At 50.2% G+C, this 22,048-nt stretch carries 23 protein-coding genes; 5 read left to right on the top strand and 18 right to left on the bottom strand.

Features of this window, described 5'->3' with window-relative positions; all coding sequences use genetic code 11:
* Window positions 1–312: 312 nt before the first annotated feature.
* From CLFS41_RS08900 to CLFS41_RS08815, 18 genes are all read right to left on the bottom strand, one after another.
* Window positions 313–735 (bottom strand): DUF1893 domain-containing protein, encoded by a 423-nt coding sequence (locus CLFS41_RS08900; RefSeq protein WP_007862824.1) that lies wholly within the window; start codon window positions 733–735, stop codon window positions 313–315.
* A 19-nt stretch (window positions 736–754) separates the two neighbouring features.
* Entirely contained in the window at window positions 755–1,936 is a 1,182-nt protein-coding gene (locus CLFS41_RS29395) for a MalY/PatB family protein (protein WP_082082543.1), read from the bottom strand.
* A 47-nt stretch (window positions 1,937–1,983) separates the two neighbouring features.
* The gene (gene dcuC / locus CLFS41_RS08890) at window positions 1,984–3,345 is read right to left on the bottom strand and encodes a C4-dicarboxylate transporter DcuC (RefSeq protein ID WP_007862830.1); all 1,362 of its coding nucleotides are present in this window, start codon (window positions 3,343–3,345) and stop codon (window positions 1,984–1,986) included.
* A gap of 455 nt (window positions 3,346–3,800) precedes the next feature.
* Window positions 3,801–4,304 (bottom strand): MarR family transcriptional regulator, encoded by a 504-nt coding sequence (locus CLFS41_RS08885; RefSeq protein ID WP_007862832.1) that lies wholly within the window; start codon window positions 4,302–4,304, stop codon window positions 3,801–3,803.
* A gap of 118 nt (window positions 4,305–4,422) precedes the next feature.
* Complete coding sequence (locus tag CLFS41_RS08880) at window positions 4,423–5,634, bottom strand: phosphopentomutase (protein ID WP_045092067.1); 1,212 nt, start codon at window positions 5,632–5,634, stop codon at window positions 4,423–4,425.
* Window positions 5,631–6,797: a YhfX family PLP-dependent enzyme gene (locus tag CLFS41_RS08875; RefSeq protein WP_007862838.1), complete on the bottom strand. Its 1,167-nt coding sequence runs from the start codon at window positions 6,795–6,797 to the stop codon at window positions 5,631–5,633. The genes CLFS41_RS08880 and CLFS41_RS08875 overlap by 4 nt, the downstream gene beginning before the upstream one ends.
* Window positions 6,798–7,892 (bottom strand): aminotransferase class V-fold PLP-dependent enzyme, encoded by a 1,095-nt coding sequence (locus CLFS41_RS08870; RefSeq protein ID WP_007862839.1) that lies wholly within the window; start codon window positions 7,890–7,892, stop codon window positions 6,798–6,800.
* 26 nt (window positions 7,893–7,918) lie between these two features.
* Window positions 7,919–8,830, bottom strand: coding sequence for a hydrolase (locus CLFS41_RS08865; protein WP_045092066.1), 912 nt, complete (start codon window positions 8,828–8,830; stop codon window positions 7,919–7,921).
* Between the two features lie 71 nt (window positions 8,831–8,901).
* Entirely contained in the window at window positions 8,902–9,903 is a 1,002-nt protein-coding gene (locus CLFS41_RS08860) for an amidase family protein (RefSeq protein WP_045092065.1), read from the bottom strand.
* Window positions 9,904–9,936: 33 nt separating this feature from the next.
* The gene (locus CLFS41_RS08855; protein ID WP_045092064.1) at window positions 9,937–11,247 is read right to left on the bottom strand and encodes a YhfT family protein; all 1,311 of its coding nucleotides are present in this window, start codon (window positions 11,245–11,247) and stop codon (window positions 9,937–9,939) included.
* Window positions 11,244–11,624, bottom strand: a complete 381-nt coding sequence (locus CLFS41_RS08850; RefSeq protein ID WP_242827920.1) for a DUF2620 domain-containing protein — start codon at window positions 11,622–11,624, stop codon at window positions 11,244–11,246. The genes CLFS41_RS08855 and CLFS41_RS08850 overlap by 4 nt, the downstream gene beginning before the upstream one ends.
* Before the next feature lie 45 nt (window positions 11,625–11,669).
* The gene (locus CLFS41_RS08845) at window positions 11,670–12,032 is read right to left on the bottom strand and encodes a PRD domain-containing protein (protein ID WP_007862846.1); all 363 of its coding nucleotides are present in this window, start codon (window positions 12,030–12,032) and stop codon (window positions 11,670–11,672) included.
* A 103-nt stretch (window positions 12,033–12,135) separates the two neighbouring features.
* On the bottom strand, window positions 12,136–13,068 hold the full coding sequence (gene yhfZ, locus CLFS41_RS08840; RefSeq protein ID WP_007862848.1) for a GntR family transcriptional regulator YhfZ: 933 nt from the start codon (window positions 13,066–13,068) through the stop codon (window positions 12,136–12,138).
* A gap of 220 nt (window positions 13,069–13,288) precedes the next feature.
* On the bottom strand, window positions 13,289–14,005 hold the full coding sequence (locus CLFS41_RS08835; RefSeq protein WP_007862850.1) for a PHP domain-containing protein: 717 nt from the start codon (window positions 14,003–14,005) through the stop codon (window positions 13,289–13,291).
* Complete coding sequence (locus CLFS41_RS08830) at window positions 14,002–14,337, bottom strand: hypothetical protein (RefSeq protein WP_007862852.1); 336 nt, start codon at window positions 14,335–14,337, stop codon at window positions 14,002–14,004. The genes CLFS41_RS08835 and CLFS41_RS08830 overlap by 4 nt, the downstream gene beginning before the upstream one ends.
* Window positions 14,334–15,734: a [Fe-Fe] hydrogenase large subunit C-terminal domain-containing protein gene (locus CLFS41_RS08825; RefSeq protein ID WP_007862856.1), complete on the bottom strand. Its 1,401-nt coding sequence runs from the start codon at window positions 15,732–15,734 to the stop codon at window positions 14,334–14,336. The genes CLFS41_RS08830 and CLFS41_RS08825 overlap by 4 nt, the downstream gene beginning before the upstream one ends.
* A 30-nt stretch (window positions 15,735–15,764) precedes the next feature.
* Window positions 15,765–16,187 carry an ATP-binding protein gene (locus CLFS41_RS08820; RefSeq protein ID WP_045092063.1) on the bottom strand — a complete coding sequence of 141 codons (423 nt, stop codon included), beginning with the start codon at window positions 16,185–16,187 and terminating at the stop codon, window positions 15,765–15,767.
* Window positions 16,188–16,213: 26 nt separating this feature from the next.
* Window positions 16,214–16,561, bottom strand: coding sequence for a DRTGG domain-containing protein (locus tag CLFS41_RS08815; RefSeq protein ID WP_007862860.1), 348 nt, complete (start codon window positions 16,559–16,561; stop codon window positions 16,214–16,216).
* A gap of 319 nt (window positions 16,562–16,880) precedes the next feature.
* Between CLFS41_RS08815 and CLFS41_RS08810 the strand changes: the two genes are divergently transcribed.
* From CLFS41_RS08810 to CLFS41_RS08790, 5 genes are read left to right on the top strand one after another with little or no spacing between them, the layout of a single operon-like run.
* Window positions 16,881–17,375: an NAD(P)H-dependent oxidoreductase subunit E gene (locus tag CLFS41_RS08810; RefSeq protein ID WP_007862861.1), complete on the top strand. Its 495-nt coding sequence runs from the start codon at window positions 16,881–16,883 to the stop codon at window positions 17,373–17,375.
* Between the two features lie 4 nt (window positions 17,376–17,379).
* Window positions 17,380–17,937, top strand: a complete 558-nt coding sequence (locus tag CLFS41_RS08805) for an ATP-binding protein (protein ID WP_045092062.1) — start codon at window positions 17,380–17,382, stop codon at window positions 17,935–17,937.
* 54 nt (window positions 17,938–17,991) lie between these two features.
* Window positions 17,992–18,369 (top strand): (2Fe-2S) ferredoxin domain-containing protein, encoded by a 378-nt coding sequence (locus tag CLFS41_RS08800; protein ID WP_007862865.1) that lies wholly within the window; start codon window positions 17,992–17,994, stop codon window positions 18,367–18,369.
* A 17-nt stretch (window positions 18,370–18,386) separates the two neighbouring features.
* Window positions 18,387–20,177 carry an NADH-quinone oxidoreductase subunit NuoF gene (gene nuoF, locus CLFS41_RS08795; RefSeq protein ID WP_007862867.1) on the top strand — a complete coding sequence of 597 codons (1,791 nt, stop codon included), beginning with the start codon at window positions 18,387–18,389 and terminating at the stop codon, window positions 20,175–20,177.
* Window positions 20,178–20,195: 18 nt separating this feature from the next.
* Window positions 20,196–21,986, top strand: coding sequence for an NADH-dependent [FeFe] hydrogenase, group A6 (locus CLFS41_RS08790; RefSeq protein WP_045092061.1), 1,791 nt, complete (start codon window positions 20,196–20,198; stop codon window positions 21,984–21,986).
* Window positions 21,987–22,048: the final 62 nt, after the last annotated feature.

Here is a 22,048-nt window from a genome sequence, read left to right as displayed (position 1 = left end):
AGAATAAAGTATACCCACTTTATCCTTCTATCCTTCGATCTTGCCTGCATTACCAGTAACATGTCGATTACTGCCTTATCAAATTGATTGGATTATAGCATATAAAAACCCCGTCTGTCAACATTAAAATGCAGTCTCCTGGTAAAACGTCTCCTGGTAAAAGTACGCCGGGCAAAGTATCAACCAGGGCACGGGTGGCGCGGTACTGAGCGGCGCGGCACTGGGCGGCGCCACAGCAGGTAAAGCACAGGGCGGCGTGCACAGCAGGTGCAAAACAGAGGATGTGCACTGCACACCCTCTGTCCCGGACTTTCAGTTCTTCTTAAAACGCTCCTCAAGAAACTCCCACTGCTCTCCCTGGTCCCTGTGGTCATAGAGAAATTGTTCAATGGGGCAGACCTTTGTATCATCCTTTGAGGATTTCACAAGGGGGATGAGCTCTGCATATGTGACAGCCACCCCCATTTCCCTGAACATCTTCAGTCCGCCTTCCGACATTCTCACCCCATGGCATTCCCGGATGGGGATCCGGCCCGCCATGATCCCCATGGCAATACCTGCCTGGTTCGCGTACAGGACCATGGCTTTTACTCCGGAAAATTGATGTTCAAAATATTGGCCATACATGGCTGCCACCGGGCTTTTATCTGATTCCCATATGACATTTCCCAAAGAATCTGTCAGGATTGCCAGCGCTTCCTTTTCCGCGACTTTCTTTAATAAATCCTCTCTCATACGGACACCTGCCTTTGCGTTACAGCCTGTCGGCCGCTTCCTTGATCCGCTTTAACCCTTCCATGACAACTGCCCTGGGAGCCGCAAAATTAAATCTCATAAATCCCTTCCCTTCCTTTTCCCCAAAGGTGGTTCCGTCATTTAATAACACTTTGGCATCCCTGAACATAAAATCCTTTAACTCTTTTTGTGACTGGAATCCAAGTCCCCTGCAGTTCATCCAGATCATAAAGGTAGCCTCCGGTTCAATTGCCTTGATCTTGGGGATGTTTTCATTGATGTATGCCACCGCCTGGTTCTTGGTCTCATTTAAGTACGCAACACACTGGTCTGCGTAGTCATCCCCGTGATTATAGCATGCCATCAATGCTGCGTTTCCGAATATATTTCTTCCCATTCCCTTTTTGTATGTCTGCTGGTTCATCATCCTGCGGTAGATCTCTTTGTTGTGCGTAAACCATGCGGCGGTGCGGAAGCCGGCCACATTAAAGGTCTTGGCAGGATTGATAAATGTCACGGAATGATCGGCAAACTCCTCCGAGATACCGCAGAAAGGAATAAACGTATGTCCGTCAAAAATGATATCCCCATGGATCTCATCCACCCCGATCATCACGTGGTTGCGGATGCACATTTCCCCCATCCTCACCAGTTCTTCCCTGGTAAAGCACCTGCCTGTGGGGTTCTGTGGATTACAGATAAACAGGATCTTCACTTTGGGGTCTGACAGCTTTTTCTCCAAGTCTTCAAAATTGACCTCATAACGGCCGTTGACCAGATCCATCTCGTTGTAAACCAGCTGACGGCCATTATTTTTCACCAGATCATGAAAGGGAGGGTAAACAGGTGTCTGAAGGAGGATCTTATCCCCAACACTTGAAAATTCTTCTGCAAACCATATCATGGCAGGGATGACGCAGGGTGAAAAATCTATGTACTCCGGATTCAGGACCGTGTTGTGCCTTACTTTATACCACCTGGCAATGCTCTCCTCAAATGCCGGATCAATATACGGATAACCGTAATGATTCATCTCCACGCGCTCCCTTAAGGCTTCGGTCACCTCCACCGGGCTTGGGAAATCCGTGTCCGCGATCCAGAATGGAAGCACATCGCCTGGGCACAGGGACGGGTCATATTTTTTTGCATCTGTTCCTCTTCTCTCAACGCCTTTATCAAAATCATATATTATCTTGCTCATCACGAATTCTCCTTTATCTTTTTTCATCATAACACATTTTCATTTAATTAAACAATTACATATGAGACGATCATATTACAGGCAAACATCACGATCGCCGGAACAGAGCACCGTTTTACAATGTCCATGATCTCCAGTTCAGCCATGCCTGAAATGGCAATTACAACACCGGCCACCGGAGACATACACCGGCCGATGCCGGAGGAAAGCTGCATGGGAAGGGCGATGGTGGCTGTGGAAACTCCCATTTGGGCCGTCACATCCGGAACCAGGGGGCCGAAGGCATACCATGATGCATTGCCCGATCCCAGAAGCATACCTGCAAAAAATGTGATCATTGACATCAATGCCATGGTAATGATCGGCGCACTCTTAACAGAGGCCAGGACATTGGATATGATCGTAATACCGCCCAACAGTTTGATGGCTTCCGCAAACACTGCCGCACCGATCAGGATACTTACAACATTGGCAAAGGAATTGCCCATTGCCTTCATTACAACATTAAAGTCATTGGTCACCTCTTTTCTGTCCCTTCTTCTCACCAGCTCCAGGATAAATACAAAGAACAGTCCAAGAAGGTTTGCCGTGACCACATCCATTTTAATGGATGGTATAAAGCTGAAGACGGTGATCAAAACCAAAGGTACAATGGGAAGCACTGCGTAACATGCCGGGCAGCTGGAATCCCTCGGCATCTCCGTCTTTGCCGCAACGCTTCCTGTGGATGCGTCTTTCTTGTCCATGTGCCTCAGATATATGGGAAGAAAGACAGCACAGATAAGAATAAGGATCGCTGCGGCTTTTCCCTGATAGGTGAGGAAATAGTTCATCATGGGCATTCCAACCACATTCTCCGCCGCAAAGATCGCGCTTGAATCATTGGGACCCCAGTCCACAAAGCCGCACATGATCATAACAGTGGCGGCGCTCAGCTTGCTGATCCCCAGGGAGGTGAGGATAGGAAACGCAATGGCCATCAAAAGCATGGCCAGGCCCGCATGGCTTGTGATCACTAGTTTCAGCAGGGTTCCAATGATAAAGAGCATGCTTAAAACTATGTAGGGGTTTTTAATTTTTGATAAAGGCTTGGTTGCCAGATATGCCAATTTTGTGGATGCCCCTATATGAGACATGTAAACAGCGTACCCTGTTACCATCATTAAGGTCAGTCCCACACCGGATGCATTGGATTTGAATGCATTGGCGGCATATGCAAATACATCTATGACCGCATTTCCCGTGGTTTTATCCCCCATGATCGATCCGCCGCCGAAGATTGCCGATAGCAGCAGGATCATCATGCCTGATACCAGGAACACAAATACTGAATTATACTTTTTAATTACCAGTGTTGCAACTATGACGATATACAGCAGCGTTACTATCACAGCTAGTGTATGATTCATGATACTTCTCCTGTCTTTTTGGAATTAGTTTTTGCTCCACCAGCCTGCAGTACCGGTTTTTGCAGTCAAGCAGGTATACTGTCCAAACCCTATATTGTTTAGAATCTTAACCTTTGGTTTAGTATGTATACCTCTTGTTTAGATTCTAAACCTTTTGCCTGATAATGTCAATATCAATTATATAGTTTGTCAATATGCATGAATATGATACGTGTATTTTGTGCGATATATCCAATTTTATTCACAAAAAACATTGACAAGCGGGTTGCCTTTGTTTTTCATCTTCCTGGATCAAGACTTCCCGCACAGTTCTGAACATATATGATTTTCATGGCTTCACCATGAGGTTCATCAGACCGGCGGCTTTGCCGCCAATCTGAAAGGAGCTGCAGCAAATGCTGCAGCTCCTTCCTGACCGTAACCGGACATGGGCCTGTATACGTTAATCTATTTCCTTATCTCTTCCTGCTCTTTTTCTTTTCATTCCGTCTTTCCTGAACCCCCCGCCTTATATCCAGCCAGGCCTCAAGCACACAAAAGGCAGTGTTGACTTCATCCTCTGAAAACCGTTCCCTGACAATATCCATGGATTCCCCAAACCCAACCTCATCATATCTGCGGTGGGCTTCGTCCAGTTCCTTTCCTTTTTCAGTTAAAAACAGGTGGTATCTGTTATCATTCTCGGGATCCACTTCCCTGTAGATCAGCCCCTTGCTCTCCACTTTTTTCAGGATTTGGGAAACTGCTCCTTTTGTCTTTCCATAATCCCTTGCAAGCTCCGTTACCGTGATCCCATGATGGTCGGCAATATGTTTTAGGGTATGTACTTCCACCGATGTATAGGCCTCACCTGTTCCGTAATCATGAGGCACCTTTGTAGATATATATAAGTTAGAAACCTGGTGCAGTATATCCACAGCCTCTACATCGCTATATGATTTCCTTGCCTTCTCATCCATAATGTACTCCTAACTTTACTATATACCGTATTAGCCTTTTCCCAAACTGTTAAAGCATTGTTAAAAGTATACTATAATTAAATATCAATGGCAAGGATTTCTTCCGGTCAATGCGTTTCTAGTCTTTTAGGCACCCCATAAAGGAGATGCCGTTCTGGGGTGCTTTTACCCCGAAATAATCGCACACGCTTGCGCCCACATCGGAAAGGGATTTCCTGATACCCAGCCTTTTTCCGGCAACTCCCTTCCTGTACACCAAAAGGGGAACACACTCCCGCGTATGTTTGCTGTGCCCGATGTCCGGGTCATTTCCATGGTCAGCCATAACCAGAAGCACATCCTCCTCGGTGAGAAGGGGAAGCAGTTCTCCGATGCCGCGGTCTGCTGTTTCCAGGATCTGTCTATAGACAGATGAAGACTGGGAATGGCCGGCCAGGTCGGTCTCCTGCACATTGGTACAGATGAACCCTGTCTCCATGTGTCTGAAGGCATGGATGGTGTGCTCCATACACGCTTCGGTGGGCACACAGGAAATGCTTGTTCCTTTGTCATTTGCAACAATATCCGCCACTTTCCCAATGAGCGTGACAGGAATCCCGGCATCTGTCAGAATGGTAGGGGCCTGTACATTTTTATCAACCCCGTATCCCAGGTGCAGGCACTGGTATCCCTGCTCATAGGATCTGGATTTAGCTGATGCGATCCCGATAAAGGCATGGTCCTTTGTCTCCTCCGCATTCCAAAGATCCTCCATGGAGTTTCCGGTCCCGCCAAACACGATCACACGGCCAACGGTCACCACCTCGCGGACCAGGCGGCCGATCTCATATTCCTTTTCAAAGGGTATATAGTCCAGGGGAGCCGTCACATTGTAGCACATTCCAAGGTCCGCCTCCAGATTGTCGGCCACTGTCACAAAATCATCACAGAGCACATACCGCAGCCCTTCCCTTTCAATAATCTCCACTTTATGCCCCTGTTCCCTGAGATGGCCGGCCACTGCATCCACTTTTTCCTGAAAGGGATGGACATCCGGTTTTCGCGGAAATGTACCCATGATCTCCTGGTGTCCCATAAACGTATCAGCTCCAAAATGCATCAGCTCCGACTTTCCAAAGTTTGCATCTTCCCACATCTTCATACGGCTGCTCTCCGCCCCGTAAGCATTCATCAGCCCCAGACGTTCCAGGTTTGGAAGCTTCATATCAGGATGGTCCCTCAAAATACTTCTCAGTGTATTTGCCTTCTCGTCCCCGGGACGCGCTGTCACAGCATCGTCCATTGCTCCTATTCCAAATCCGTCCAACACGATCACAACAAATCTCTTCAAAATTCTTCCTTCTTTCTTCCCTGGCTGTCATAAATACCTATGATCTCGGGACATCCTTTCCTGATTCCCTTTACCAGCGCCACATCGCTTCTTGTAACAAAAATCTGGAAACGGAATGCCATGACCGCCGTATCTCCTACCGTGCATTCCTCTGATATTCCAAAATGATAATCAATGCTTTCATCCGTGGGCGGTATCACCGTAAGGTCCCTGCTGTCTTTTAAACTTTTTCCCACCAGCACATGTTTCACATGGGACCGCCTGTAATGGCCGCCGCCAAAGCAGTAGGCATTTCCCATAAAATTATGGGAAACTTCACTGACATACACTACGGCCGGTATTTCCTCCAGATCATGTTCCGCATGCATGGGCGTGGTTCCGCTAAGTCCGTGTCCCGGCTCCCCGCAGTTGCCCCCAAACTCCACCATTTTGTCAATGGTATGGCAGCAGGTGGCGGAAGGGGTGTTCACCAGCGTCACGTCTACCCCGCAGGTCTTCAGGATTTCTACCGCGCATTTTACAGTCTCAAGATTCCTGGTGGGCAGCACATCCCCTGCCGTCTCATCATAGAGGTAACAGGGAAATGATGTCACGCCCTTGATCTCCAGCTGGGGGCACTCTGTCTTGATCCAGATCGCGGTTTCCTTCAGCTCATCCAGATGGAAGCCCGCTGTCTGCCCGGAATAGATCATGTCAAAATCACCGTATACCCGAAGCATCAAAGCCTGCCTGCGTCCAAGTTCAGCAGCCGCAGCCTGGATCTCCATGATTTTTTCCCTTGAATAAACCGTCATCACCTCCGGCCCGTATGCCACCATATTCTTGATCAATGCTCCGGGTACCTGCACCAGGTGTCCCACATTGCCTATAGGGATATTGTGCCGCATCATCACAAGCCCTTCCCTGTAATCCACCACCACGGCGCCGCTGTATCCCAGTTCCACCAATGCCTTTGCCAGATAAGGATTCCTTCCGATCTGCTTTAGCATAAAGTACAGCTTGATATGGTTCTCCTCTGCCTTGTGCAGCAGTCTGCGGGCATTTTCCAGAAATGCGTCCACGTCCACCACATAGGAATCCGGCAATATCCGCCCTTCCTGATGAAGCATGAATGCGGTTTCCGCCAGTTCCCGGTTCCGCCTGATTGTCTGGTTCAGAAACATCTACTTCACCCTTTCTATCGATTCCTTTATGATCCTCAAAATGGTATCCGCCCCTGCACGCATGGGATTGATCCGGATCATGCGGTGCTCCAGGGTGGGATCCGCTTTCCGGAAGGTTCCGGACACCCTGTAGAACATGGGGATCATCTCGTATTTGGATTCCGCTCCCACCGGGTTAGGCGCTGCTCCCAGCTTCTCCGCTTCCTCCAGCACCTTTTCCGCAATATTTTCATAAAATTCAACCAGAAGCACCTTGGACTGGGCATTGGCCAGAAATGCATCCCTTACCTGGGGGATCTCCCCTGCCTTAAGCCTGTTTACACACTCCTCATTGACCTGAGCCTGGATCGCCAGTGCCACAGGTGCATAGATCAGGCCATGGAGCACATCCAGCGCCTCATGTCCCTGGGTCTGCATTCCTCCGGAATAGCTCTCCGATATGAGTCGGTCTATATATTGCTTCTTTCCTGCGATCACGCCGATACCCTCCGGCCCCAGGAGCTTAAAGGCTGAAAAGCAGGACAGGTCAGCGCCGCACTGTACCCCGATGTCCTTTACCTTCATCACCGCGTAATTGTCATCGGTCAGGACCGGAATATCCCTTACCGCTTTGATGGTTTTTACCACCTCATGCATATCATAGCAATCATCCAGCTTCTGCCTGGTATACTGCACCAGAGCGCCCTTAATATCCGGATCAGCACGAAGCACTGCCTCAACATCCGGCAGATCATTAAAGTCAGCTTCCACAGGCACCAGACCCAGCATGTCAAAGGACGTGCCGGTGGTATTGTAAACCGGCGCCTTATGGACCAGTATCTTATCCCCGCATGTCAGCATGGCGTGGAGACCGAACCGGATGGCTCCGCTTCCGGCTCCCCTGACCAGCACGCAGGCCTCTGTATCAAAAATACGGGCGATCACCTGTTCTACCTTGCTGGTGGTCACCGGTTTGTTGAGCCCCATCACCACGCCAAGATCACCCCTGTTTAAAAACTCGTGTCCTTCAAATTCTCTTGTGATACAGTCCGTCACCTTAAACTGAAGCTTCATTGCCTCCTCAAGGGACAGGCTGTATAACGGATATGTCTGCATATCTGAAACCTCCTCGTTATGAGCACTTAGCATCCGGCTCCCAAAAGGATCCTCCTCGGATTCTCCCTTAAGAGCATATCGATCTGTGCCTGTGTAAAGCCGCTTTCTGACAGCAGGGGAAGGAATGACTGGAACATGTACGCATATCCGATCCCTCCCCTGTACTTTAGATGGGACTTTCTTGTGATATCCATGGAAAGCACCACCTGGGAAAGCATTCCCTCCTCATGAATCCGCTTCAGCGCCTCTGCCCGGAAGGTATCCGGACAGTAATTCAGTTTCCCCACCGTGTCAAATCCCACATTGACTCCCCTTCTCAAAACCGAGAGTATGGTTTCTATGTTCTGTGACAGATCCATATGTCCGATGATGATCTTCTCGGGCTTTACTCCGCGTTCCATCAGATAATCCGCCTGCTCTGCCCCCATGGTCCCCAGGGTGGTATGGGTGGTTACCGGCACGCCTGTCTTGACCGCTGCCGCTGCCATGGCGTCAAATACTTTTTTCTCCATATCCGTCATCTGCTGTTTACTGGTTCCAAACTCCCCGATTACGGACGCGCACATGCCGGTATCACCGGGCACAGGCTCCCATGACCCATCAATCCCCTGGGTCAGTTCCCGTTCCATCAGCTGAGCCAGTTCCTCCGCCGGCTTGCCGTACACACAGTCCGGCAGGAACGGCTCCTTATAAAACCCGGTGGATACAATAATGTTGATCCCCGTCTGCTCAGATACCCTTTTGATATACTCCACATTCCTGCCCATTCCCAGGTTTGTCACTTCCAGAATATTTCTAACTCCATATCCGTACAGGCTTTTAAACTCTTTTACCGTCTCCTCAAAGCAGTCCAGCCTGCAGTCCTCATCCTTTTTTACACCTGACAAATCAATTGTCACATGCTCATGCATCAGCGTATAACCATCTATCAGCTTCATTTTTCTCCAATCTCCCCAGGAGCATTGATCCCGTGTCCATAACACATTTCAATTTTTCTTAACATATATATCTAAAAATACATATCCAGGTTCAGGAAATACCTGTCCACCAGTTCACTTCTCTCACAGCAGTGATTCTCTGCCGCCCTTAACATTGCGCCGATGTCCTGGGGATGGCTCTCACAGATCAGGAGGGTCGTCATCCCCAGCCTTCGCCCGGGCACGGCCACCGCGCTTTTCCCGCACATATTGACGATCCGCATCAGGCCTTTTCCTGCCAGACGCTGCCGCTCCCCTGTCATCTCATCAAAATGTCCGAAAACAGAATCCCCCATCCCCTGTACATCCACCGGTCCCTCTTCTGAAACCAGCATTTTACCCCTTACAACATGTTCCCGAAGATAGGATATGAGTTTTTCCCGGGAACCGTAGATGTCCTCATTACATGGAACTGTCTCTGTTACCAGTTCCATGTTTCTTCTGTTATATTCAATGCCGGCCCTGCTGCCCCTTAACTCACATTTCAAATCCAAAACCGTATCCACTGCTCCTATGAGCACACTCCACTCCCTTGCGATCAAGCCCACAGAGGGCGAGAACGGAATCCGGTCAGTGGACAGCCTTTTATACTGCTTCATATGTTCCTCTTCTATGAGCGGGGAAATGAATCCGTACAGATTCAGTGCAGCTGCAGGCGCCAGCACGGAGCCGCCCCCGTCTGTGCCCACTCCCAGGTCATTGATCCCATAGAACACGTTAAGCGCCGTTCCGCTGCTGGAACCGGTCATCCACCGGCCGGTCAGGGGATTTACAAGCCTTAAGTCCACAGCCCTTCCTCCCAGGGACATAAGATCCCGGGTATGCTTTAAGAAACCGCCTTCCTCCAGCCTTTTTATCAGGCTGTCCGGGATTATGGGCGTATCTTTGATCCCCATATAATACGCGTCCCCATGTTCTGCCTGGGCCGCTGCCACCCGGTCGATAACACAGGGGTAGACAGCGGTTACGGACCCATACGGGTTTTTCAGCCCCAGGAAAGACTTCTTAGCGTATGTCTCAATCCTTTTATCCATTTTCATCCTAACCTTTATCAGCCCTAATCTTTATCAGCCGGCCGCAGGAACCGCGATCAGCCCGATCACAAGGAGAAGGTTCAGCAGGACACCAAAAATAATACATGCCACAGGTCCTACAGCCAGATCTACAATGGGTTTCTTGGCTTTCTTATTCAGCAGGAAGGCGCCGATCACAAACAGCGCTCCGATCCCCGTGTACCCGGATGCGGATGCGGACATCTTCTCAGCCGCCACAATACCGCCTGATAACAGGGCGACCTCCAGCACCTTGTTCATTGATGTACGCACATACTCACCCATATCCTTAACTCCCGGAAACCGGTCCATTCCCTTTGCAAACAAGTCGATCAGGGCAATCTCAACCACCATGATCACAACGCCCGCCACAAATGCAAAGAGTGGGTTTCCGTGAAGAAAAAGACCTGCCACAAACACAAAGGTACAGCCGGCCGCACCGTAAACACCGGTTACAATGGCTGTTGTAAATACCAATGGAATGAAACCGATCGCCCTTGCCAGTGCTGTCAGCGCCGCATTGGTATACTCTCCCTCTGCCAAAAGGGCCAGGGAAGCCGGGTCGCCTGCAATCATGGACATACTTGTTCCGGCTGCGATCAGACCACCCATCACCGCAAGGATAAGCCAGTTCTTGCGGATACGTGAAACATTTCCCTCAAACCCCAGGGTGAGTGCTTCATTATTCTTCTCTGTTCCTTTTTTCTGCGCCGCGTAGAAGATCATCAGCAGCATACCTGCCAGCATTGCCATACCTTCTGCATTCAGCGCCACCGATTTGCTGCTGATGGTAAACACGCCAAACTTTTTAATCAGATAATAGATCAGTACGGTTGCCAGTCCCGTGATCATGCCTTTTTTGAAACCATGCTGATATGCAACTCCCACTGCCGGGAACACTGCAAATCCGACCGTCACATAACCTGAAACACTGCCCAGATCATTGGTAAAGTTGTAGGGCATCATGGAAAACAGGTTTACGATAAACTCAAGTCCTGCAAGGATCGCAAGCCCGTACACCGCGCCAATGGCTGCTGACAGGACCATACCGGTCTTTGTATCGGGACAGAACGATCCGATCATATCCGTTGTCAGCAGGAGACAGTGGATCAATATGATGCTGGCTGCAATGGATGTGGGGATACCAAATCCGATCACCAGCCCGAAGCTGATGGCAAAGCTCATGGCCGCCAGTTCTTTTCTTGAGATTTCCTTATTAAAATACTGGCCCACAATGGGTCTGAATCCATCGTTAAATACGGCAATACCCTGATTTGATAAAACGGATGCAAGCGCTCCGATCAAAGCAATCACTATATATTTCATAATGTCCCCTCTTCTTTCTTAACCATTGCGTTTAACAGTACCGGCACAACAGCATCCTTGTGCTGTGCAGTGAAGCCAAAGGCAACCTTCCCGTCCCTTACCTCAGCTTCGATCTCCTCATCGCTTCTGATCTGGCCTGGCATGGATACGGTGGCACACTTGGCCTTCCCAAGAATGGCCAGCGCCATGGCAAGGGCACCGCCGCCCCCGGTATTACATGCTCCCACATAATAATCATACTGTCCTGTCTTCATACCCATGGTTGCATCCAGATCACCTTTTACAGTTACCACAGCCTTTTCACCCAGCTGTTTTTCGATCAGGGAAGCAATCTCTTCCTTATCGATCTGTCCTCCTACAACAATCTTCATCATCATTTACCCTCCTATTCTTGTGTCTCACTCATTTCCTTCACCTCTGCATCACCGGCTTAAGAGATTGCATAAATGAACGGAAAGAAAGTCTCTTTCTGTTTCCGGGAATTGAATATCGGTATATAAAAGCATCTCATCCCTCAGCTTCACCGCGTCCTCAAACACCGGTTCCAGCTTTACTGCCTCAAATATAGCCGCGTCCATGGGATTTTCCTCTGTTCCCTCCTCTGCCCGTTTACCTGCCATGGCCAGGTGTGTAAAAAACATCTCCGCCCTGTCCTGGAGAACATCCGGTTTCTGTTCCAGGACCATATCGATCATCTGCCTTGTATATGCTGCAACTTTCTGGCTGATCACCTGGTTGTCTTCCAGAATTGACACCCTGAAGTACAGTGTTTCTTTTAAATCCATCTTTCTTCCACCCTCCAATATACATTTTTTTGTACTTTACGTCATATATGAAAGAGCGTCAGCGGCGCTCTTTTATATTCACCAAAACACTCGCAGTGAAATGCTAGAAATAGGGCTGCCTGATACCTTCCCTTACCTCTCCCAGAATCTTTAAAGTCATCTCCACACTGATATTCTTTCTCAGCAGTTCGGCCAGGTAATCATTCCCTTTTCTGATCACCATCACCGCGGTGGAGAACAGGTTATTATATTCATTCTCTGCCAGGAATACGATCTTCAGATCATCCAGGCGGTGATTCTCGATCATATCATCATAGTTCCACACGCCTGCGTCAATGGTCCCGTCCAAAAGCGCGGAGATCGTCTGCTGGGTTCTCAGATTCACCAGCCGGACCTTCTTATTCTTAGTCAGGTTCTGTGTGATCTTGCTCTGGTCCAGGGAATCCTCGTCATAGGCCACCTTCATGCCGTCCATGATCCCCTCGGCAGACTTGTCCCTGAGCAAAAGAATGTGCTTTGACAGGAAACTGCCCGCCCCAAAGTTCATCAGGCACTCGATCTCCCTTCCACAGGAGATGGCATGTTCCGCTGCATACTGGGATACCACTGCAAACTGGTATGTGCCTGATTCCACCATCTGGATCCTGCCTACCGCCCCTCTTGCATACGCCATGTTAAACTTAAGGCGCTTAAACTGTTCATAGATGGCTGTGGCAAACCCTTCATAGGTCTGGGAATAGGGAAGGGGCATAATGCCCATGATCTCCCTCTGCAGACAGCTTTCCTGAAGCTTTATGTAGTCAAGGGCCTCAATGTACGTTCCCTGATGTCCGTGATGGGCCAGAGTGACAGCGCCCATGTCCTTCAGGTAGTTAAAGGCATTCTGCATGGTTCCCCTGGACACCTGAAATTCCTCCTGGTAATAGGAAATAGGGGCAATGCGGTCTCCCACATCCTTGGACAGCAGATCCATAGCCAGCTTGCTGATGGTAACACCCTTTTTCTGATATAAAACCTGATTGGCATCCTGCTTCATAAACCTTCCACCCCTTTGGCACAAACCAATGTTCAAAATTTTGTACCTTTTATGGATTTATCATAACATTCCTGCTTTGTGTTGTCAAGTATAAACTTACCCTAAGAGACCAAGTGCACACACGCACCCTGTACGCTGAGGATATGGATCCGCAAAAAACTCCCCGCCCCATATTTTTATGGAATATAGACAAGGAGTTGGTATTTTTGTCCAAATAATCTTAGGTGTTTAAAAGAAGGGCATCGATAATCCCCTGCGGGGTCTTTTCCTTTACCTGCAATGTCAGTTCCGGTTCATTAATATGCTCCAGATAATGCGCATCCGAATTACTGATAATACGGCAGTGGTCCAGATACGGATGGTCCTGTTTCAGCTGGTGCAGCTTTTTCAGGTCCTTTACCTCAGCTGTGGTAAACTTGCTGTCCGGAGGAATAAAACCCAGGTTTGCGATCAGACTGTTGGCCGTCTTATCCACATGCGCCGGGAACATCACGCCGCCATAGGACCGGACCAGTTCCCACAGGCCGTCAAAGGAGATCTCCGTTGCATTGATCAGCAGGTTGGGTTCAGTGCCCCATACGTGGTCCTGGTCATCATAGATCTGCTGTTTTCCAAAAATAGTTTCATTATTGGGGAACTTGATCAGCTTTGCGTACACATAGGCATCAAAATCCAGGGCTGACTCCAGCGAAGGAAACAGGCACACTGCGTGGACCTCCTCCGAGGTGTTGATCTCCATCCCCGGCACTGCAAGGATCCCGTACTCAGCCGCGGCAGCCAGAAAAGCAGGGCAGTTGCGGCAGGTATTATGGTCGGTGAGGGCAATGGCCTCCAGTCCCTTAAGGGCCGCCATACCCGCAATATTGGCAGGGGTCATATCATCATCCCCGCAGGGTGACAGACAGGAATGGATATGGAGGTCATAGGCCAGGTTCATCCCTGCAGCAGCCCATGTATCTTAAGGGCTGCCTCAAATATGGGCATCTCTGTGGACAGAACCGTGATTTCCTGGTCCACCGCCTTCTTTTTGGCCACCTCATCCAGGACCGCACCCTCTGCCAGGATCACACAGGCCGCATCGGTCAGCGCAGCCACGGCCAGCGTATTCATGTTGCCCATCACCGTCACCCAGGCGCAGCCGGAAGGCGCCCGGCCCATGGCAATGCTTAAAAGATCGCAGCAGAACGGGGTGGTGATCTCCCGGTCCAGCCCATCCCCCTTGTTTACCACATCAAATAATCCCTTATCAATCAGTCCCTGTACTGTCACAGTTCCTCCTCCTCTTCATCCTTCTTATCCAGCAGCGACATCTCATCGGAAATCCTCTGTATATACTCCTTGAGAATACGCAGAGTCTCCTGCCCGCCTTTGTCTCCATTGTGCAGGTCATCTGCCAGTACCGACACCTCCTCAGACAGCTTGTGAAGGTTTTCACGCAAGTAGTAAACGCAGTCGGTCTCATTTGCATTTCCCCTTACAATGTCCTCAGCCAGCGCCTTGCAGGTGGGTGCCCCGCAGGAACCGCAGTCCAGTCCCGGGAACTTCTTCATCAGACGCTCCACCTGGTTCAGCCTGGAAAAACTCTCCATCATGTTGTTGCCCAGGTTAAAGACAGGCTCGTACTCCACACCTGTGGTCCATTTGATCAGGCGCTCCTCGCTGTCATGCATATGGCTTCTGGCCACGGGCATATATTTGCGCAGGCGTTTCAGCTTTACCTCAGCCACATAGGGATTCTCAACCGTCAGTACCCCGCCCACGCAGCCGCCGTTACAGGCGTTCAGCTCCACAAACCGCAGGTTGGTGAACTTCTGGTCCTCCATGTCCTCCAGCACCCGTATCACATTCTCTATTCCGTCCGCTGCCAGGTAATTCTCAGTAAACAGGCCGCTGGCCTCTCCCCCGCTGTGTCCCCAGCTGATACCGATCTTGCCCGAGGTGCCGATAACAGGGTAATCCTCCGCCACCACGGCCTTCATGCAGGCCAGCAGCTTGGGATACACATCCTTGATGGCCAGCACATGGTCCACCTGGCTTTTCTCCGTTCCAAGGGGCGCCTTCACATAGGTCACCTTGGAGGGACACGGGGAAATGAACATGATTCCAATCTTCTCCCTTGGAAGCCCTGTATCCTTCATGGCCTTTTCCGCAGCCAGAATGGCAGCCACCTCCACCGGAGGGTTCAGGGGCAGCAGGTGGGGGATCAGGTTTGGAAACCGTACCCGGATGAGACGAACCACAGAAGGACAAGCCGTGCTGATAAAAGGCAGCTGCTCCTCATGGTCCGATATGTACTGCCTGGTGGCCTCGCTTACCAGCTCCGCTGCGGCGCTGACCTCAAACACATCGTCAAAGCCCATGCGCACCAGGGCGTTGAGCACAATATTCACATCATCCAGATTATTAAACTGGCTGTACAGGGACGGAGCCGGAAGGGCCACCGTGTATTCGTACTGCTTCATCACATCCATCTTATCATAGGTAGCATGCTTGGCGTGATGGGGACAGACCCTGATACACTCACCGCAGTCAATACAGAACTTGTTATTGATGCTGGCCTTACCGCCCCGCACGCGTATGGCCTCTGTGGGGCAGCGCTTGATGCAGTTGATGCATCCCTTGCACAGGGACTCATCCAGCCTCACAGAATGATAAAATTTATCCATATCAAAACGCTCCCTTGCTTCTATCTTTCCTTATATCTTCACCGTCATGGTGATGGTGGTTCCCTCTCCCAGTTTGGTGTCGATCTCCATGTTATCTGAATATTTCTTCATGTTGGGAAGGCCCATGCCCGCACCAAAGCCCAGGGACCGGATCTCATCCGGAGCAGTGGAATAACCGGCCTGCATGGCCAGCTCCACATCCGGGATGCCGGGCCCCACGTCCGCCAGTATCATCTTGATCTGCTGCGGTGTGATCTCCACCGTGATCAGCCCCCCGCTGGCATGGATCACCATGTTGATCTCACCCTCATACATAGCAATGGCCACCTTTCGGATAGCCTCAGGGTCAACACCCATCTGCTTTAATTTCCGTTTCACATCACTGCTTGCCTCACCTGCCCTGGTAAAGTCATCAGCTGATATGTCATATGTTAAAACAATTGCGTCCTCCATAATCGGTTCCCTTCGTTCATTTTAATTTAGATTGCACCGCTGTGCAGGCCGGCCTCATAGAGCATTCCGCAGGCTGAAAACATACGGTGCCCCGTGGCCATGACGATCAGATCACGCTCCCTTGCCATCTCAAGCATTGACTCATCCGGCTTCTTGCCTCTCACAAATATCAAACATACAATGTCTAACATCTCCGCTGTCCTGATCACCTGGGGATTACATAATCCTGTGAGCAGGATGGAATGGTCCTTGGAAAATGCCAGCACATCGCTCATCATATCCGAACCGCAGGCTGACTTCACTTCCCTGTCCAGAAATTCTTCCCCCACCAGTACCCTGGCGCCTAAAATGTCCCTTGCATCCCTTACCGTCATACCCTGTCTCTCCTCATTAAAAATTTAATGTTCCACGCCCGGAGTGCGTTTGATCCCCACTCACATGGGCTGATGGTTACGTTTTCGGTTTTTTCATTGAGAAAGTACTTACATATTTGATTTTATTAGCCAAAAGCAATTGTACACAATTTAATACAATATAGCATACCATCCATTTTGTTGATTTTCAATACATTTCCGGTTTTTCACATGTTTTTCATCGTTAGAATTTTCACATTAAAGGTAGATTTTTTCAGGGTTTCATGATAAAATATTGATACATTGCACAATGTACAACTAGTGAGGAGGTAATAAAAAGATGGCTTGCAAAAAACAAACCGTTCCCTTTGCGGGGACACCTGAGCAGGAGGCTGAACTGAAAGCAGTGATAGCCGAGCTTAAGGACCAGCCTGGCGCGCTGATGCCGGTAATGCAGAAGGCCCAGGACATTTATGGTTATCTTCCTATCGAAGTGCAGACCATGATATCTGACGAAATGGGTATTCCGCTGGAAAAAGTCTACGGAGTATCCACATTTTATGCCCAGTTTGCGTTACAACCAAAGGGCAAGTACAAGGTATCTGTCTGTCTCGGTACGGCATGTTACGTTAAAGGTTCCGGTGACATCTTCAACAAACTGGAAGAATTGCTGGGCATCACCAATGGTGAATGTACAGCAGATGGCAAATTCTCCCTGGATTCCTGTCGATGTGTCGGTGCCTGCGGACTTGCTCCCGTCATGATGATCAACGGCGAGGTATACGGAAGACTTACGGTTGACGATATACCCGGCATCTTAGCGAAGTACAATTAAGCCTATGATGACAGAGATTTCCCTGAATGTACTGGATGTATCGGAGAATTCCACACGGGCAGGCGCCTCTCTGGTTTCCATTTCCGTGACAGCTGACACGGTCCATGACAAGCTGACCATTGTCATAGCGGATGACGGCTGCGGGATGACGGCTGAACAGGTTGCCCATGTAACGGATCCTTTCTTTACCACCAGGACCACAAGAAAAGTAGGACTTGGGATTCCATTTTTCAAATATGCCGCAGAAAGTACTGGCGGCAGCTTCCATATTGAATCGGAACCAGGTAAGGGAACCACCGTGAAAGCAGTCTTCGGACTGTCCCACATTGACAGGATGCCCCTTGGCGACATGAACGCCACTATACACAATCTGATCGTGTATCATCCTGACACGGACTTCGTCTATACATACGCGTATAATGATACATCATTCACACTGGATACCCGGGAAATGCGGGAGATTCTTGGCGGGATCCCCTTAAACAGCCCGGAGATATCTGCTTACATAATGGAATTTCTGAGGGAGAATCAACAGGAAACGGACGGAGGCGCCCAGCTTTAAGCCGGACACCCGTTCATAACAAGGTAAGTGCTCAAAATCAAGGAGGATAATCGCATGAAAACTCTTGCTGAATTACAGGCAATCAGAGAGAAAATGCAGAGCCAGGTTAACCTGCGTGCTGAGGATCACAGCCATACACGTGTGGTAGTAGGCATGGCTACCTGCGGTATCGCAGCAGGCGCAAGACCGGTTCTGAATACACTGGCACAGGAAGTTCAGTCCAGAGGACTGACTAATAAGATTTCCGTCACACAGACAGGCTGTATCGGCTTATGCCAGTATGAGCCCATCGTGGAAGTGATGGAGCCAGGCAAAGAAAAAGTTACATATGTTAAAATGAACCCTGACAAGGCCCTTGAGGTGATGGAGCGCCACTTAATCGGTGGACATCCGGTTGAGAAGTACACCATGGGCGCTGCAGGTCTTAAATAATAAAGGAGGAAAGTACCATGTATCGTTCACACGTGTTAGTCTGCGGTGGTACCGGCTGTACTTCCTCTGGAAGTCCAAAGATCATGGAAGCCCTGCAGAATGAAATTAAAAAACAGGGACTGGAGGAAGAAGTGGCAGTGGTTGAAACAGGTTGCCACGGTCTTTGCGCCTTAGGTCCCATTATGATCGTATATCCGGATGCCACCTTCTATTCCATGGTCCAGCCGGAAGACATTCCCGAGATCGTTGCCGAGCACCTGTTAAAGGGCCGTGTGGTAACACGCCTCCTTTACCAGGAGACCATCAGCCCAAGCGGCGGCATCAAGGCTTTAAGCGACACTGATTTCTATAAGAAACAGCACCGCATTGCCCTGCGCAACTGTGGTGTTATCAACCCTGAGAATATCGAGGAGTACATCGGCACCGGCGGATACCAGGCCCTTGGCAAGGTTTTAACAGAGATGACCCCGGATGATGTGATCCAGACCCTGCTTGACGCAGGTCTTCGCGGCCGCGGCGGCGCAGGCTTCCCCACAGGATTAAAGTGGAAACTGTGTAAGCAGAATGATGCGGACCAGAAGTATGTCTGTTGTAACGCGGACGAGGGCGATCCAGGCGCATTCATGGACCGTTCCGTTCTGGAAGGCGATCCCCATGCACTGCTTGAGGCCATGGCCATTGCAGGCTATGCCATCGGATCCAACCAGGGTTATGTCTATGTGCGTGCCGAGTACCCCATCGCCGTGGAGCGTTTGAAGATTGCCATCAACCAGGCCCGTGAGATGGAACTCCTTGGCAAGAACATTTTCGGAACCGGATTTGATTTTGATGTGGACATCCGTCTGGGCGCAGGAGCATTTGTCTGCGGCGAGGAAACCGCTCTTATGACCTCCATCGAGGGCAAGCGCGGCGAACCAAGGCCAAGACCTCCCTTCCCTGCACAGAAGGGTCTGTTCGGCAAGCCAAGTATCTTAAACAACGTTGAGACTTACGCAAACATTCCTCAGATCATCCTCAATGGACCTGAGTGGTTTGCTTCCATGGGCACCGAGAAATCAAAAGGCACCAAAGTATTTGCCCTGGGCGGCAAGATCAACAACACCGGTCTTGTGGAAGTTCCCATGGGAACCACACTGCGCACCGTTATTGACGAGATCGGCGGCGGCATTCCAAACGGCAAGAAGTTCAAGGCAGCACAGACCGGCGGACCTTCCGGCGGATGTATCCCTGCTGAGCACTTCGATATCCCTATTGACTATGATAACCTGCTCTCCATCGGCTCCATGATGGGTTCCGGCGGACTCATTGTCATGGATGAGGATGACTGTATGGTGGATATCGCCAAGTTCTTCCTGGAATTTACCGTGGAAGAATCCTGCGGCAAGTGTACTGCCTGCCGTATCGGCACCAAGCGTATGCTGGAGATTCTGGAAAAGATCACCAAGGGAACAGCCGAGATGGCCGACCTGGACAAACTGGAAGAACTCTGCCACTACGTAAAAGCCAACTCCCTGTGTGGTCTGGGCCAGACCGCTCCCAACCCTGTACTGTCCACCCTTCATTTCTTCCGTGACGAGTACGAGGCACATATCAAGGAAAAACGCTGTCCGGCCGGAGTATGTAAGGCTCTTCTGTCTTATGTCATTGACCGCGACAAGTGCCGTGGATGTACCCTGTGCGCACGTACCTGTCCTGCAGGTGCAATTGTCGGAAGCGTTAAGAATCCGCACGTCATTGACCTTAACAAGTGTATCAAGTGCGGCGCTTGTATGGAGAAATGTAAGTTCGGCGCAATCTACAAGAAATAATAAGGGAGGGAATAGACGATGGAGACAATTAATCTTAAAATCAACGGCATTGCAGTCACCGCTCCCAAGGGTACCACTATCCTGGAGGCAGCAAGACTGGCACATATCGAGATCCCTACTCTGTGTTTCTTAAAAGAGATCAACGAAATCGGTGCCTGCCGTATCTGTATTGTAGAATTAAAGAATGGAAAACTGGTAACTTCCTGTGTGTATCCTGTTGAGGAAGGCATGGAAGTATTCACCAATACACCAAAGGTTCTGGATTCCAGAAAGAAGACACTTCAGCTTCTGTTATCCAACCACAACCGCTCCTGCTTGTCCTGTGTCCGCAGCGGGCACTGCGAGCTTCAGGAACTGGCTCATGAGCTGGGTGTTGAGGACGAGGCTTATTATGACGGGGAAAAGACGCCGTCTGAGATCGACTACTCCGCTGCCCACATGATCCGCGACAACAGCAAATGTATCCTGTGCCGCCGCTGTGTGGCTGTATGTGATAACATACAGGGTATTGGCGTGATCGGCGCTAACCATCGCGGGTTTGCAACTGATATCGGCTCCGCCTTTGAGATGGGTCTGGGAGAAACCTCCTGTGTATCCTGCGGACAGTGTATTGCCGTATGTCCTACCGGAGCTCTGACTGAGAAAGATTACACCGGTGACGTATTTGCAGCCATTGCAGATCCCGCCAAACATGTCATTGTGCAGACAGCTCCTGCCGTACGTGCGGGACTGGGCGAGGAATTCGGACTGCCCATCGGCACGGACGTGGAGGGCAAGATGGCAGCTGCACTGCGCCGTCTTGGCTTTGACAAGGTATTTGACACCAACTTCTCCGCTGACCTGACCATTATGGAAGAGGCCCATGAATTCCTGGACCGCGTACAGAACGGCGGCGTGCTTCCTCTTATTACCTCCTGTTCACCGGGCTGGGTTAAATACTGTGAGCACTACTTCCCGGATATGACCGAGAACCTTTCTTCCTGCAAGTCTCCTCAGCAGATGTTTGGCGCCATTGCCAAATCCTACTATGCTGAGAAGGCAGGCATTGACCCCAAAAATATCGTAAGTGTCAGTGTAATGCCATGTACTGCCAAGAAGTTTGAGATCGGCCGTGACGACCAGGATGCCAACGGCGTACCGGATGTGGACATTTCCATTACCACCAGGGAGCTGGCGCGCATGATCAAGAAGTCCGGCATCAGGTTCTTAGACCTTCCGGACGAGAAGTTTGACGACCCATTGGGCCTTGGCACCGGCGCTGCCGTTATCTTTGGCGCAACCGGCGGCGTTATGGAGGCGGCACTGAGGACCGCTGTGGAAACACTGACCGGCGAAGAACTGCCCAAACTGGATTTCGAGGAAGTCCGCGGTACAAAGGGAATCAAGGAAGCTACCTACAACGTAGCCGGTATGGATGTAAAGGTTGCCGTGGCCTCCGGCCTTGGCAATGCAAAAGAACTGCTTGAAAAGGTGAAATCCGGCGAAGCCGATTATCACTTTATTGAGATCATGGGATGCCCCGGCGGCTGTGTCAACGGCGGCGGACAGCCCCAGCAGCCGGGATATGTGCGCAACACCACTGATATCCGCGGCCTGCGCGCAAAGGTTCTCTACAATATTGATTCCGCTAACCCAATCCGTAAGTCCCATGAGAATCCTGCCATTAAGGAACTCTACTCAACTTACCTGGGCGAGCCTGGAAGCGAGAGGGCCCATCACCTGCTCCACACCACTTATGTAAAGAGGACCATCAATAAAAAGATCGTCAATGAAAAGCCCAATATTGCCATTGAGGTTGGGGATTACTAAGGTTTTTTGCAAGCATTTTTATATACAAAACAGCGGACTGCAGGCTTGCCCCTGCATCCGCT

This window comes from Clostridium sp. FS41, assembly GCF_000954015.1.
Lineage (GTDB): Bacteria > Bacillota > Clostridia > Lachnospirales > Lachnospiraceae > Enterocloster > Enterocloster citroniae.
Note: the sequence above shows the minus strand (reverse complement) of the source record. Positions and strands in the feature narration are given on the sequence as shown.

Coding starts and splice junctions, on each gene's coding strand:
- CLFS41_RS08900 (WP_007862824.1), bottom strand. CDS start 735: ATGAGAGAGGATTTATTAAAGAAAGTCGCGGAAAAGGAAGCGCTGGCA.
- CLFS41_RS29395 (WP_082082543.1), bottom strand. CDS start 1,936: ATGAGCAAGATAATATATGATTTTGATAAAGGCGTTGAGAGAAGAGGA.
- dcuC (WP_007862830.1), bottom strand. CDS start 3,345: ATGAATCATACACTAGCTGTGATAGTAACGCTGCTGTATATCGTCATA.
- CLFS41_RS08885 (WP_007862832.1), bottom strand. CDS start 4,304: ATGGATGAGAAGGCAAGGAAATCATATAGCGATGTAGAGGCTGTGGAT.
- CLFS41_RS08875 (WP_007862838.1), bottom strand. CDS start 6,797: ATGTTTCTGAACCAGACAATCAGGCGGAACCGGGAACTGGCGGAAACC.
- CLFS41_RS08870 (WP_007862839.1), bottom strand. CDS start 7,892: ATGCAGACATATCCGTTATACAGCCTGTCCCTTGAGGAGGCAATGAAG.
- CLFS41_RS08865 (WP_045092066.1), bottom strand. CDS start 8,830: ATGAAGCTGATAGATGGTTATACGCTGATGCATGAGCATGTGACAATT.
- CLFS41_RS08860 (WP_045092065.1), bottom strand. CDS start 9,903: ATGGATAAAAGGATTGAGACATACGCTAAGAAGTCTTTCCTGGGGCTG.
- CLFS41_RS08855 (WP_045092064.1), bottom strand. CDS start 11,247: ATGAAATATATAGTGATTGCTTTGATCGGAGCGCTTGCATCCGTTTTA.
- CLFS41_RS08850 (WP_242827920.1), bottom strand. CDS start 11,624: ATGATGATGAAGATTGTTGTAGGAGGACAGATCGATAAGGAAGAGATT.
- CLFS41_RS08845 (WP_007862846.1), bottom strand. CDS start 12,032: ATGGATTTAAAAGAAACACTGTACTTCAGGGTGTCAATTCTGGAAGAC.
- yhfZ (WP_007862848.1), bottom strand. CDS start 13,068: ATGAAGCAGGATGCCAATCAGGTTTTATATCAGAAAAAGGGTGTTACC.
- CLFS41_RS08835 (WP_007862850.1), bottom strand. CDS start 14,005: ATGAACCTGGCCTATGACCTCCATATCCATTCCTGTCTGTCACCCTGC.
- CLFS41_RS08825 (WP_007862856.1), bottom strand. CDS start 15,734: ATGGATAAATTTTATCATTCTGTGAGGCTGGATGAGTCCCTGTGCAAG.
- CLFS41_RS08820 (WP_045092063.1), bottom strand. CDS start 16,187: ATGGAGGACGCAATTGTTTTAACATATGACATATCAGCTGATGACTTT.
- CLFS41_RS08815 (WP_007862860.1), bottom strand. CDS start 16,561: ATGACGGTAAGGGATGCAAGGGACATTTTAGGCGCCAGGGTACTGGTG.
- CLFS41_RS08810 (WP_007862861.1), top strand. CDS start 16,881: ATGGCTTGCAAAAAACAAACCGTTCCCTTTGCGGGGACACCTGAGCAG.
- CLFS41_RS08805 (WP_045092062.1), top strand. CDS start 17,380: ATGATGACAGAGATTTCCCTGAATGTACTGGATGTATCGGAGAATTCC.
- CLFS41_RS08800 (WP_007862865.1), top strand. CDS start 17,992: ATGAAAACTCTTGCTGAATTACAGGCAATCAGAGAGAAAATGCAGAGC.
- nuoF (WP_007862867.1), top strand. CDS start 18,387: ATGTATCGTTCACACGTGTTAGTCTGCGGTGGTACCGGCTGTACTTCC.
- CLFS41_RS08790 (WP_045092061.1), top strand. CDS start 20,196: ATGGAGACAATTAATCTTAAAATCAACGGCATTGCAGTCACCGCTCCC.